The following is a 13,917-nucleotide window of genomic DNA, read 5'->3' on the forward strand; positions in this document are numbered from 1 at the left end:
ATTTAAAATATGAAATATTACCGCCCACTAAAACCTTTTAAAGCGATCAGCTTTGACCTTGATGACACCCTCTACGATAACCACCCGATCATAGAGCAAGCAGAAGAATCCTTTATCACCCATCTCAACCAATGCTATCCAGACCTTGAACTATTCACGCGGCACCAATGGTTGCTTTATAAAGATCAAATGGCCAATGAAAACCCACAATTACGCGATGATGTTTCACTATGGCGTTTACAAACATTGACGCGCGTGATGATTATCCATGGGATGCCGGAATATGAAGCGATTAAACAGTCCCAGATTGCTTTTGCACACTTTTTAACTCTGCGCAGTGATTTTGTGGTGCCCGAGGAAAGCATGCAACTGTTAGCTAACTTAGCACAACACTATCCGGTCGTCGCTATCACCAATGGTAATGTCGATGCACAAAAAATCGCATTAGAGGATAAATTTCAATTTATCCTAAAAGCTGGCGATGGCTTAAAAGCGAAGCCTCAGGGCGATCTCTTTGTCGAAGCGGCGAGACGTTTACAGATTGAGGTAAGCGATATTCTCCACGTCGGTGATCACCTCATTACCGATGTCTATGGTGCACAAAATAATGGGGCGCAAGCGGTTTGGTATAATCCCAATAAACAATCATTAAATGGCGCACTTTTGTTACCTACGGTTGAAATCAGCCATTTAGATCAGCTCTACAAGTTGCTATAATCACCCACTGATTAAATAAACAGGTTTATTGTGATGGATGTTTCTTACTTAATTGATGGCTTAAATGACCACCAGCGTGCAGCAGTTTCGGCTCCCGAGCAAAATATGCTCGTATTAGCAGGAGCAGGCAGTGGTAAAACACGAGTGCTAACCCATAGAATCGCGTGGTTAATGCAAGTCAATAATATCCCAACCTATGGTATTCTCGCAGTGACTTTTACCAATAAAGCCGCTAAAGAGATGCGCAGCCGTATTGCCGATATCTGCCCGATGCAAATAGGTTCTATGTGGATTGGTACTTTCCATGGAATAGCCCACCGTTTATTACGCTTACATTATCAGCAAGCCGATCTCCCTGAGCAGTTTCAAATCATTGATAGCGACGATCAACAAAAAATGGTCAAGCGCATTATTAAAAGCTTGAATCTTGATGAAAAATACTACCCAGCCAAAGAATTACAGTGGTATATCAACGATAAGAAAGATGAAGGTTTACGCGCAAGCCATATTGAAGCAGGATACAGCCTACAGGATAAACAACGCTTACAGGTTTATCGTGCCTATGAGCAAGCCTGTCAATTAGCAGGACTGGTTGATTTTGCAGAACTATTGTTACGCGCACACGAATTATTGCTCAATAACCCATCTCTGTTAGCGCATTATCAAACGCGTTTTCGCCATGTGTTAGTCGACGAATTTCAAGATACCAATAAACTGCAATATGCGTGGCTAAATTTACTCACAGACAGCGATAACTACTTAACTATCGTTGGCGATGATGACCAATCAATTTACGGTTGGCGTGGTGCAGATATTGAAAATATCCAACGTTTTTTAAAAGAAAAAAACAACCCTGTGACCGTACGCCTAGAGCAAAACTATCGCTCTACAGGGCACATTCTTAATGCGTCTAACGCATTGATTAAAAATAACAGCGACCGATTAGGCAAAGAACTCTGGACCAGTGGTGAGGAAGGGGCGGCGATTTCCATTTACAGCGCATTTAATGATTACGATGAAGTGCGTTACGTTACCTCACAACTGCAAAATTATAAGTCTGCAGGCAACAAATTAGCAGAATGCGCCATTTTATATCGCAGCAATGCGCAATCGCGACTCTTCGAAGAGCAGTTAATGGCACAACAAATACCCTACCATATTTATGGTGGGCAACGCTTCTTCGACCGCTTAGAGATCAAAGACAGCGTCGCTTATTTGCGCCTCATGAATAACCATCAAGATGATGCTGCGTTTGAGCGGATCATCAACAAACCCAAACGTAAAATCGGTAATACCACACTTGACAAAATTCGTCTTTGCGCCCGCGAGCAAGGCTATACCATGTGGCAAGCAAGCCTCTATTTAATTGAAAATAAACAATTGAGTGCGGGAGCTAAAAGATCATTACAGGGGTTTATTGAGTTAATTAATCGCTTTAAAAATGAAACCTCTGAATTGCCACTATTTCAAATCGTTGACCATATCACGCAACATTCTGGGTTATATGCCATGTTTGAAGAAGAAAAGGGTGAAAAATCTCGTAGCCGCATTGAAAACTTACAGGAGCTTGTTTCAGCCACCAAAGCCTTTGTCATCCCAGAAGAAGAGCAGGATATGGATGAGCTGACAGCATTTTTAGCCTACGCCGCTTTAGAATCTGGTGATAATCAAGCCGATGAATTTGAAGATGCCGTACAACTGATGACCATGCATGCAGCCAAGGGGCTCGAATTTCCACAGGTATTTATTGTCGGAGCCGAAGAAGGCATGTTCCCAGGACAACAATCCGCAGATGATCCAACACGCTTAGCAGAAGAACGCCGTCTGTGCTACGTTGGCATGACGCGCGCCATGAAAAAATTAACCATTTGCCATGCCGAAAGTCGCCGTTTATATGGCCAAGAAAAGTTCCATTCGCCTTCACGTTTCATCAACGAATTACCCGAACACGACATCGAGTATGTGCGCCTTAAGACACAGGTTAAACGGATGCAACCAGCTCCACTTGCCCGGCCAAGCTTTGCCACAGAGAGCCAAGATATACAAGGTTTTAGGCTAGGGCAACAGGTCAAACACCCCAAGTTTGGCGAAGGCACGATCACCGGGCAAGAAGGGAGTGGCGAAAATAGCCGTTTACAAGTCCATTTTATGGGCGTTGGCAGTAAATGGTTGATGACCGCCTACGCTCGCCTAGAGGCCGTTTAGCCTTTTAAAACAGTTAAGCCCTGTTGCGCAGTAAGTTGTGATCTTTAAGAATTAAACTAACCTTTAAAAAGGTTTGAGTTTTTAACGCGCAGCAATGTTCTAGTTAGGAGGGCTTACGATGCACTTTAAACTTATTAAAGAGTTTCTTACCTATGTAGAAGATTGCCATATCGCATTGGCAGAACTTTATCAACGACTTAGTCTTGAAAGCAAAAACGATAAAGTGAAATTATTACTCGAATTCATGTACTATAAAGAGCAGCTTTCCTATTTACAGTTGCATGAATATGCCCAACAAGCACCGAGCAGTTTATTAGAAACTTGGTTAGAAAATATTTTTGATCAAAGTATCCCCATGAAATGCCAACAGATGCAATTACAAGCGGATTTAGATATCGAAGATGTTCTGGCTCTTGCATTGAAACTTGATACACAACTCATTGAATTAATGCAAACGGTAGCCTATAACTCACCAACGCCCGAAGCTGAACTCGCTTTGGTCAGTCTAACGCATCAAGAGCAGGAAAATTTACACCGCGTTGTCATGGCTAGCAATGAATTTAATTATATGTAATTGCAATAACAGCCTATTGAATAAACCTTCTTACTTTTTATCACCTGATTTTACTTATCCCCCCCTAGTGTTCACCTCAGATAAACGGTAGAATCCTTGCCTATTTACTACTCTTTAGCCATTGGTGATTTATCTATGAAAGCACATATCCAGCAACTACTTGAACAAGCTGTTATTTCTTTACAAACAGAGCAAATAATTCCTGCCGATATTGCACTACGTATAAACATTGACCGCACAAAAGATAAATCACATGGCGATTTTGCAAATAACTTAGCCTTGATGTTAGCTAAACCGACGAAACAAAATCCTCGTGCATTAGCACAACTAATCATTGATAACATGCCTGCATCGGATTTAATCCTAAAAATGGAGATCGCAGGCCCTGGTTTCATTAACTTTTTCATTGCCCCTAACATCTTAGAAAAACAGATAGATGAAGCCTTCCTTGATGCGCGCTTAAATGTACCGAAAACGGATAAAGCACAAACGATTGTTATCGATTACTCTTCACCTAATCTTGCTAAAGAGATGCACGTCGGCCACTTACGTTCTTCAATTATCGGCGATGCCGTTGCGCGCACACTTGAGTTTCAAGGACATAATATTATTCGTCAAAATCACGTTGGCGACTGGGGAACACAATTTGGTATGTTGCTCGCCTACATGGAAGAGCTACGCGCTAAAAATGAACCCATTGAAAATAACCTATCTAACCTTGAACAGTTTTATCGTGCCGCAAAAGGCCGTTTCGATGAGTCAGAAGCCTTTGCGACACGTGCTCGTGATTTAGTCGTAGCATTACAAGGCGGTGATGAAGCTTGCCTAAAATTATGGACAGAATTTAATCAAATAAGTCTATCTCATTGCCAAGAAACCTATGACCGCTTAGGAGTAGGCCTTACCCTTGACGATGTACGTGGTGAAAGTGCCTATAATGATGACTTAGCCAATGTCGTCACCGATTTAGATACAAAGGGCTTATTAAAAGAGAGCCAAGGGGCTAAGTGTGTCTTTTTAGATAGTTTTAAAAATAAAGATGGTGAACCACTACCCGTTATTATCCAGAAAAAAGATGGCGGTTACCTCTATGCAACATCGGACTTGGCAGCAATGCGCTATCGCCAAAATGAATTACATGCGGATCGTATCCTCTATTTTGTTGATGCACGTCAGGGCTTGCATTTCCAACAGGTTTTTGAAGTTGCTCGTTTAGCTGGCTTTGTCAAACAAGAAACCGCACTTGAACATATGCCCTTCGGAACCGTGATGGGTGAAGATGGTAAGCCATTTAAAACACGCGCAGGTTCAACACCGAAGCTTGCGGATCTATTAACAGAAGCACAAGAGCGCGCTTACGATTTAGTAAAAGAAAAAAATCAAGATATGGATGAACAACAACTTCGTCATATCGCATCAATTGTTGGTATCTCTTCCGTTAAATATGCTGACCTTTCAAAAAGTCGCACCAGTGATTACACCTTTAGCTTTGATAGCATGCTGAGTTTTGAAGGCAATACAGCACCTTACTTACTTTATGCCTACACGCGCGTTATCAGTATTTTTAATAAAGCAGAAATTGAACTCGATAACATCACCAGCCCAGTTACTCTAAGCCAAGAGAAAGAGGTTGATTTAGCGAATAAATTAACCCAGTTCAATGAAATAGTTAACAATGTTGCTAAACAAGGCATGCCACACTTTTTATGTTCATACCTCTTTGAGCTAGCAGGCCTGTTTTCAAGTTTTTACGAAGCATGCCCGATTTTATCAGCAAGCAATGAAACCGAAAAACAGAGTCGCTTGAAGCTAGCAGCATTAACCGCTAAAACCCTGAAACAGGGATTGTCTCTACTGGGAATCAACACATTGGAACGTATGTAATGCCCCCTGTTAACCGACGAAAACCCAGTACTCGCGCGAAAACGGGACAACGTCCCCGCTCTAGCGCGGCCAGTAAAAAAAATAAATCTAATAACGGATTTCCATTATTAGCAATCTTACTTGCAACGCTATTAATGGCTTTTATCGGTTACTTTATCTTCGCTGTAGATAAACCAGACCCCGCCCCCGCGGTTAAAGCTCCGGTAACAAAAAAAGAAGAACTGTTACCGGAAAAACCACAACCTAAGTGGGAGTATGAAAAGGCGCTTAAAGAAAAAGAAATCGTCGTTGATCTGCCCGTTGCAAAAAAATCGACCAATAAATATCAAATGCAATGTGGCTCATTTCGTAAAAATGATGATGCACAAGCATTAAAAGCAAGCATTGCCTTCCAAGGTTTAAATAGCCAAGTAAAACTAACAGGCAGCTGGTACCGTGTTATTTTAGGCCCCTACGAACGCAAACGTCTAGCAGAAAAAGATCGTCACAAACTGCAACGCGCCAGAATCAACGGTTGCCAAATCTGGCTATGGCGATAAAACCTTAAAAGAGAAAACAATAAACGAATAAATTATTGTTTTCTCTTTTTACCCTTGAAAATATAATAACCCCCCTCATATATAAGAATTAGCAGCTATTAGATCCTGCTTGTTGCTCCTCTTTTTTCAGTTTTAAAGGTATTAATATGACTACTATTGTTTCAGTACGTCGCGGTAACCAAGTCGTGGTTGGCGGAGACGGTCAAGTTTCTCTCGGTAATACCGTCATGAAAGGCAATGCACGTAAAGTACATCGATTATATAACAACAAGGTAATTGCAGGTTTTGCTGGCGGCACGGCTGATGCGTTTACCCTTTTAGAGCGATTTGAAGCAAAATTGCAAGCACACCAAGGTAACTTAGAGCGTGCAGCCGTTGAACTGGCTAAAGATTGGCGCACCGACAGAATGCTACGTAAACTTGAAGCATTGTTAGCCGTTGCAGATGCAAAACATTCATACATTATTACCGGTAATGGGGATGTTGTTCGTCCTGAAAATGACTTGATCGCGATTGGTTCAGGTGGCAACTATGCTCAGTCTGCAGCTATCGCCTTATTAGAAAATACGGATTTAGATGCAAAAACAATTGTTGAAAAAGCATTAACTATTGCTGGTGACATTTGTGTCTTCACTAATACCTTCCAAACTATTGAATGCATTGAGTTTGATAACGATAATGCAACAAGTAACAAATAGGAATATATCGCCATGTCCAATATGACTCCTAAAGAGATTGCACACGAGCTTGATCGCCATATCATTGGTCAAAACAGAGCCAAACGCGCGGTCGCAATCGCCCTTCGTAATCGCTGGCGCCGTATGCAACTTGATGAAGAAATTCGCCAAGAAGTGACTCCTAAAAATATTTTAATGATCGGCCCTACTGGGGTCGGTAAAACAGAAATTGCACGACGTTTAGCAAAGTTAGCGAAAGCCCCCTTTATTAAAGTTGAAGCAACAAAATTTACTGAAGTCGGTTATGTCGGTAAAGAAGTAGAAAGTATTATCCGCGACCTAGTTGATGTATCCATCAAACTAACACGCGAAGAAGAAATGGAAAAAGTAACCCATCGAGCAGCAGACTTAGCCGAAGATCGCATTCTAGATATATTGATCCCTCCTGCAAAAACCGATAATGAGTGGGACAAGAGCAAAGTTGAAGATGGTGCTGCACGCCAATCGTTCCGTAAAAAGTTACGTGAAGGGCAACTTGATGAAAAAGAGATAGAGTTAGATGTTCCCGCACCACAAATAGGCGTGGAGATAATGGCACCTCCGGGCATGGAAGAGATGACCAATCAGCTACAAGGTCTATTCCAAAATATGTCAGGTAAAAGCGAAACTAAAAAACGCAAATTGAAAATAAAAGATGCGTTAAAAGTCTTAACAGAATCTGAAGCATCAAAATTAATCAATCAAGAAGATCTGAAAGAGAAAGCGATATTTGCCGCTGAAAATAACGGTATTATCTTCATTGATGAAATAGATAAAATATGCAAACGCGGGGACACTTCAGGTCCTGACGTCTCTAGAGAAGGGGTGCAACGCGACCTGCTACCTTTAATTGAAGGTTCAACCGTCAGTACTAAGCATGGCATGGTAAAAACCGATCATATGTTATTTATCGCATCGGGTGCTTTCCAAATTGCCAAACCTTCCGATCTGATTCCTGAACTACAGGGGCGATTACCTATTCGTGTTGAATTAGAAGCGTTAAAAGAGCAAGATCTTGCACGTATATTAACTGAACCTAAAGCATCGCTGAGTGAACAATACCAAGCATTATTGGCAACTGAAGGGGTAACCATCTCATTTACCCAATGTGGTATTGATAAAATTGCAAAATCAGCATGGCATGTCAATGAAACAACAGAAAATATAGGCGCACGTCGTTTACATACTCTCATGGAGCGCATTATGGACGAATTATCCTATGATGCCTCCGACAGAGGGGGTGAGTCAATTATCATCGATGCAAACTATGTTGCTAATGCGTTAGATGAACTAATCGAAAACGAAGATCTAAGTCGATTCATTCTCTAGCTCTACAATTAAACCTATCAAAGCCACTATTTTTATAGTGGCTTTTTCAATATATCAATAAGCGTTTTTGTCTGAAAATCCCTTAATAATGGTCATAAAAATAATTTTTATATCCAATAATATTGACCAAGACCTTATGTACTCTAAATCAAACTCAATGCGTTTTTTCATCTTATCTAGGGTATCGGTTTCTCCACGCCACCCATTAACTTGCGCCCACCCCGTAATCCCCGGCTTTACTTTATGGCGCAACATATAAAAGTCGACTAATTCACGGTAGGTTTCATTATGTACGACTGCATGTGGTCTAGGACCAACAATGGACATTTGCCCAAATAATACATTGATAAACTGCGGTAACTCATCGAGGGAAGTTCGCCTTAAAAAAGCCCCTAATTTTGTTACCCGAGCATCTCCCTTAGTAGCTTGTTTAACAGCAGTACCATTTTCGCTAACGGTCATTGATCTGAACTTTAAAACATCAATAGATTTCCCATCAAGCCCATAACGCTTTTGCTTGAAAAAAACAGGACCACGGGAGTCAAGCTTGATGAGCAAAGCAATCGCTAACATCGGCAACATAATGATCGGCAGGATAATTAAGGAGCCAATGATATCTTCAACCCGTTTTGCAACGGAAGATAAACCACTCATAGGAGACTCATAAACACTGATTGTTTGCACGTTGCCCATATAAGACAAACGAGAATTCAATAAATTGAAGGTAAAAAAATCGGAAACAATATGTACATCAACGGTCGTATCACCTAGATATCGCAAGATAGATTCAATACGATTTTGAGCGTTAAAAGGCAACGCAATATAAACTAAATCGAATTCACCATCCTTAGCTCTTTTTACCCCCGAATCGATACTCCCACCTAAAAAGTCAATGTATTTGGTAGATAATCGCTCAACTTCTCTATCATCAAAGAAAGCCGTTAGCGTGCAACCTATTTCCATTCGCTCAGTAAGCTCATCGGCCAAACGAATCCCCGAATCAGTCAACCCAATAATGGCCACTTTACGAAGATTAAAACCAAGACTACGGTATTTACATAAATATAAATGTAAAAAATAGCGCCAACCAATCAAACCAAATGAGGTTAAAACTAACCACAAACCAATAACCACTCGAGAAATATCGGTCCCCGTTTTAGTAAAAAACAAATATGTTGTCACCGCAAAAATAGCAAACAACCAACAAAGAAAAGTATTTAACGTTAAACGAGAATAAAAGCGAGTTTGACCTGAATGGTAAAGCTGATTATTTTCAGCCAGGAGAAGGTAAACAATAGAAGCGATTAATGAGACTAAAGAGTAGTGTTCGTTAAAATTCGAGTCATAACTATAAATAGAAAGCAGCAAAACGCATTGAATCACCACTAAATCGGCAAGTCTATATACAAAAGAATTCCTATTAATACTATCTCTTACGTAATCTTGCGTCATTATTACATCCTTGACTTGTTTTTCCCAAAATCAGATATTCCTTTTGAAAGGGGTTAATTAGATTAATTATAGTACGATTGTGAATGATTCAGAAGCAATATTAAGTCAAAGTGGGATAATACTCTCCGAAGTAAACACATTACCCACTAAAATAAAATGGTTAATTGAAACAAATAGATACGTGATAGACGCATGCCTTCCCTCATAAATAATGTCCCCCAATATGCGATTTAGAGCTTTACCCTATATTAATTTACGCTTCGAAGAAAGCGCTTTAACCGATCTAAAATTTTAATTCACATACTTAACTCAATGGTCAGTAATCCCCCTCTATTTTTGGCAAAAAACAAAAAAATGCCAGTCAGTTTCGAACTGGCTGGCATGATCCAAGTGAAATAATATTTCAATAACGCTTATTGTGGATTAAGACCTAATTTTTCTAGTACTAGCATAAAGTTATCACGGCGTTCTTTTATGTTATGAACCGCACCGCTCTCTGGACAAGTACTGTCAGGACAACCTCGGTTAACGATACCTGATACCGCATCAATAAATGCTGTTCCCGTCATGCCACCATCGACATACTTTTTAATTTCATTGTAGTAGTTCCAATCTTGGTATAAACCGCCTTCGTCATTGTAGGCTTGTACTGAGGTTACCCAGAAAAACAGACCCGCAATCCATTTGATTTCTCTATTCTCTTCAGAACTACAAATTAACCCTGGGTTTGAACAGAAGTCTAAGTCGGCATACAACGGACTCGCAGGTGGAGCTTCAACTGTCGTACCATCAATCGTTTTACCGATAGTCTCAGGATCGACATGTGAACGGCCCATGAAGTGATTCAGTGTACCGAAATTTTGACGACCAGTAGTTTGTATAACACCACGTCCCCACCAGCCACAACCTTCAACGGTCTCCTGGCTACTACCATCCCAAATGAACTTCCCAGCTTTTTGACCAATATAAACTTCACACTCGTTACGTTCCCATACTTGCTTTGAAGTATCAACAGCAGTCGGTACAGTATTACAGTGCCCACTGTTCGTCCAACGACCAACGTGACCATTAACCAATAGGCCTTGCTCTGCAAGTACAGAATTTGGAGCGGCAAAAATTGGCGCAGGTGCACCGTACCATTGGGCGTGAGTTTGCGCTGTTACTTCCATTTTATTATCACGAGGACAAGAATATGGATGGTCTTTACCGGTTACCGGATTCATTCCATAATCTGCATATTTTTGACCTAACTGACCACAACTTGCTGTCATCGGGTAGTCTGCTGGTGCGCCGTATTTAATTTCAGCCCAATTGTTTTCATCACAAGCATTGTAGCGAATCGTCTCTTGCATACTTTGCGCTAAGAAAGCTGCGATAGCGACCTTAGCGTACTTAGCATTTGTTTCATCATCTGCATTTTCATCGACTAACCAGAAAGTATTGCCAGCAACACCAATATTATGCATTGAATTTAAGCCATTTAAGAAATCCGCCCACTTATACACAGTCGATGGAATCCATTTTGATTGAGGGGTTTCGTATAGAAAGGCTTCATTATTCATCACCGTTTCAGCATTCTCTAAATCACGATTAAGTGATGGGATAACCGTTAATGGTCCTTCTAGAACATCATCACCAACATAATATAGTGGCACTTTAGCACCTTGGTAACGTTCAATTTTTGCCGTTAAATCAGCACTATCAGCGTCGAATAAAATGGCGAATATATTACTATGAGCCGCTTTACGAATTTTACTTTCTTCAGGGGTCGTCCCCATAAAATAAGCAGCAGCTTGAGCCGTTGGCAGGGTCGATAGTAATGCAGGAGCCTGTACAAAGTCTGTGACTTGTTTTACATACTCCAAAGCGTTGTGCCATTGATCGCTTGATAAGGGGGCAGATGAGCTTGACTTAGAAAAAGCAATAAAGTCAGCAGCATTACCTGATTCAGCTTTATACAGCTTGAATTTATCCAGTAAGTCTGCCGTTGCTTTAGATGCCGCATTCCATACCGCTCTTCTACCTGAATAAGTTTCGTAAGCAAAATCTCCAATGCTTAAAGACCAACCAAAAGTTGCTTCAGGAGCCATTGTAGACAACACTAAATTTTGCGCTTGAGCCCAGCCTTTAACATCATTGCTTAGTGCATTAATATCATCGATATCAATTCGACTACCCGTGTAATCAAGCGCTTCCGTTAACGCTTTTTTGACTGCAATAGTCCTTACCGCTTGGCCATCATTGATAAGTGCATCAAGCACATCACTTCTAATGATAATTGCTGAAGAACCAGCCTGTTTAGCGACCTCAATCAATGCAATAAAAGCATTCGTTAGTTTTGCGTAATCAGATAAATCGTCGGCGTTGATCGTATTAACATTCACCACAGTCGGCGCATCTAATGAGGGGCTAGCGACAACAAAATCACTCGGCCACCCCTTAACCTTCAAACTCACAGGATCCATTGGGTTTGGTAAAGAAAGTAGAGGTGCAGTACCCGGTTCGGTGCCATCACAATTTAAGTGATGTTGCCAAGAATCATCGCCACCTGGAATTGACTGTGTCCAATATTTAGCAGAATAAGCAATATTGTTATAAACCATGATATCACCTTGACCGGCATATCCATTTTGGGTCCAATCAGGGTAGACATTAAACTCGACACACAACTCATCAACAGGATCTACTGGGGGTACTTCTGGTTGTCCTGGCTCAAGTGGATACTCGGGATCGGCCGGAATAATGGGGGTACCAGTATTAGGCTCTTCAGGTGCAACAATTGGTGAACCAGGCTCACCAGGAACAACAACCGGTATACCAGGCTCAAGTGGATACTCGGGATCGGCCGGAATAATGGGGGTACCATTATTAGGCTCTTCCGGTGCAACAATTGGCGAGCCAGGCTCACCCGGAACAACAACCGGTATACCTGGCTCAAGTGGATATTCGGGATCAGCTGGAATAATGGGGTTGCCATTATTAGGCTCTTCAGGTGCAACAATTGGCGAACCAGGCTCACCCGGTGCAATGATTGGCGCCCCCTCGCTAGGGCACTCAGTTAAAGTCCAAAACCATGATGATGCACTTGGAGTTTCCCATACTCCGGGATTATTTTTAGCAATAAAACACTGATCTTTATAAGAAACTATAGCACCATTACTAACACGTGTCTCACCTGGAATAAATGCCACAAGATCACCTGGTACCGGCTCTGGGATCGGTTCTGCATTACCAATTAGTTTCCATGGAGAGTCCCACACGTTCGCATAATCATTTGTAGGGCTTTGTCCAGGATTAGCATACCACTTGGCTTCATACAATTTACCGTTAGCTGTTACCTGAGAACGGCCAGGATACGCCTTTGTAACGTCATAGAGTTCAGCAGCATACAAGTGACCAGTTAAGAGAATACCAGCTAGCGCAGCTGTTATTTTATTGATTTTGCGCATAAATTTCCTTTTACATTAATGCATTATATTTTTAGCTATTCCATTTTAATTTGAAATTGGAGAGATCTTAGCTACGTTTCTCCCGTCTACAAGAAAGCCTATCTGCAATGTGGATAGTAATAACAGCTTTGCCGCCTATGTATATTTCCAAATCATTTGGCATATTTAGATGCAAGGGTAGATTTCCGTAAATATCATCAGATATTTTTCACTCGTTGCCGAACACTGCAACGATGACAATACAGATGTAGATATAAAGCCCCCTTTAAATTTGCTTAAATTCTATCAAAAAATTGAAACATTCATTTTGTAAGTTTTTTCCTACTTTTATTGGCCTTTTGCAAATATAAACAATATTTTGTGCAATCCTATGAAGTGTTGCCTTAAAGAAATAAACACCGTAACATTTCCTTTTAGCAAAAGGATTAAAGCGCTTAACTTGACGGCATTCCTTTGCGAAACTTAAAATTTAATCAAACAGAGAACATTAACACGATGAATAACGATGCAGACACCATCACCAACCTCGACCAATTAAAAGCATTTTTAATCACTGTTGAAAACGGTGGTTTAGGTCTAAGCAATATAGGCGGAATAGCTATGGCAACCAGCAAAAAAGATGGACGCCGATTTGTCGCGGTGTTGGATGACAAGCACCAACTATTATTATCTAGATGGATCACAGAAGAGGTGTTTCAAACAGGCCAAGACTTAGTACGTAACGGCACCAAGACTACGAAACACTAAATAGTTATCCCATTTAACGATGGGATCTCAATTATGCGGTATTTTATGCGAATTGTTGCATACCCAGTCAAATTATCTATCACTTACATATCCTACAAGTCAAAAATTTTACAGCCTACTAAGATAGTTGACCCTCACACAATAATGAAGTTGGCTAGCACCCTGTCAAAGTTATGCAACGACTATTGAGTATATGACAATATTTATAATCCCCACGGCGTATTCAGCATAGAAACGTATTCCTGAAAAGATAATACCAACTCCGGTAAGTATGTGATCTAAATTTCGCGTAGGAAAAACAGCTT

10 protein-coding genes are annotated in these 13,917 nt (G+C 40.9%); 8 read left to right on the top strand and 2 right to left on the bottom strand.

Going from position 1 to position 13,917, the window contains the following annotated elements:
- The first annotated feature begins 9 nt into the window (after positions 1-9).
- The 7 genes from AB2N10_RS13060 to hslU all read left to right on the top strand — a co-directional run bounded on the left by AB2N10_RS13060 (position 10) and on the right by hslU (position 7,964).
- Positions 10-717 carry an HAD-IA family hydrolase gene (locus AB2N10_RS13060; RefSeq protein WP_354622813.1) on the top strand — a complete coding sequence of 236 codons (708 nt, stop codon included), beginning with the start codon at positions 10-12 and terminating at the stop codon, positions 715-717.
- 33 nt (positions 718-750) lie between these two features.
- Positions 751-2,922, top strand: a complete 2,172-nt coding sequence (gene uvrD / locus AB2N10_RS13065) for a DNA helicase II (RefSeq protein ID WP_354622814.1) — start codon at positions 751-753, stop codon at positions 2,920-2,922.
- A gap of 118 nt (positions 2,923-3,040) precedes the next feature.
- Positions 3,041-3,496 carry a hypothetical protein gene (locus AB2N10_RS13070; protein WP_354622815.1) on the top strand — a complete coding sequence of 152 codons (456 nt, stop codon included), beginning with the start codon at positions 3,041-3,043 and terminating at the stop codon, positions 3,494-3,496.
- 135 nt (positions 3,497-3,631) lie between these two features.
- A complete protein-coding gene (gene argS, locus AB2N10_RS13075; protein WP_354622816.1) occupies positions 3,632-5,380 on the top strand; it encodes an arginine--tRNA ligase in 1,749 nt (582 codons plus the stop codon).
- The gene (locus tag AB2N10_RS13080; protein ID WP_354622817.1) at positions 5,380-5,919 is read left to right on the top strand and encodes an SPOR domain-containing protein; all 540 of its coding nucleotides are present in this window, start codon (positions 5,380-5,382) and stop codon (positions 5,917-5,919) included. The genes argS and AB2N10_RS13080 overlap by 1 nt, the downstream gene beginning before the upstream one ends.
- Before the next feature lie 146 nt (positions 5,920-6,065).
- Entirely contained in the window at positions 6,066-6,617 is a 552-nt protein-coding gene (hslV, locus tag AB2N10_RS13085) for an ATP-dependent protease subunit HslV (protein ID WP_354622818.1), read from the top strand.
- A 12-nt stretch (positions 6,618-6,629) separates the two neighbouring features.
- Complete coding sequence (gene hslU / locus AB2N10_RS13090) at positions 6,630-7,964, top strand: ATP-dependent protease ATPase subunit HslU (RefSeq protein ID WP_354622819.1); 1,335 nt, start codon at positions 6,630-6,632, stop codon at positions 7,962-7,964.
- 54 nt (positions 7,965-8,018) lie between these two features.
- On the opposite strand, the gene AB2N10_RS13095 is transcribed toward hslU, so the two are convergent.
- The gene (locus AB2N10_RS13095; RefSeq protein WP_354622820.1) at positions 8,019-9,416 is read right to left on the bottom strand and encodes an undecaprenyl-phosphate glucose phosphotransferase; all 1,398 of its coding nucleotides are present in this window, start codon (positions 9,414-9,416) and stop codon (positions 8,019-8,021) included.
- A gap of 413 nt (positions 9,417-9,829) precedes the next feature.
- Positions 9,830-12,865 carry a cellulose-binding domain-containing protein gene (locus AB2N10_RS13100; protein ID WP_354622821.1) on the bottom strand — a complete coding sequence of 1,012 codons (3,036 nt, stop codon included), beginning with the start codon at positions 12,863-12,865 and terminating at the stop codon, positions 9,830-9,832.
- A 495-nt stretch (positions 12,866-13,360) separates the two neighbouring features.
- Here AB2N10_RS13100 and AB2N10_RS13105 point away from each other — a divergent pair, with 495 nt between their 5' ends.
- Positions 13,361-13,612, top strand: coding sequence for a hypothetical protein (locus tag AB2N10_RS13105; RefSeq protein WP_354622822.1), 252 nt, complete (start codon positions 13,361-13,363; stop codon positions 13,610-13,612).
- Positions 13,613-13,917 lie beyond the last annotated feature (305 nt).

It is taken from the genome of Psychromonas sp. MME1 (assembly GCF_041080865.1).
Classification (GTDB): domain Bacteria; phylum Pseudomonadota; class Gammaproteobacteria; order Enterobacterales; family Psychromonadaceae; genus Psychromonas.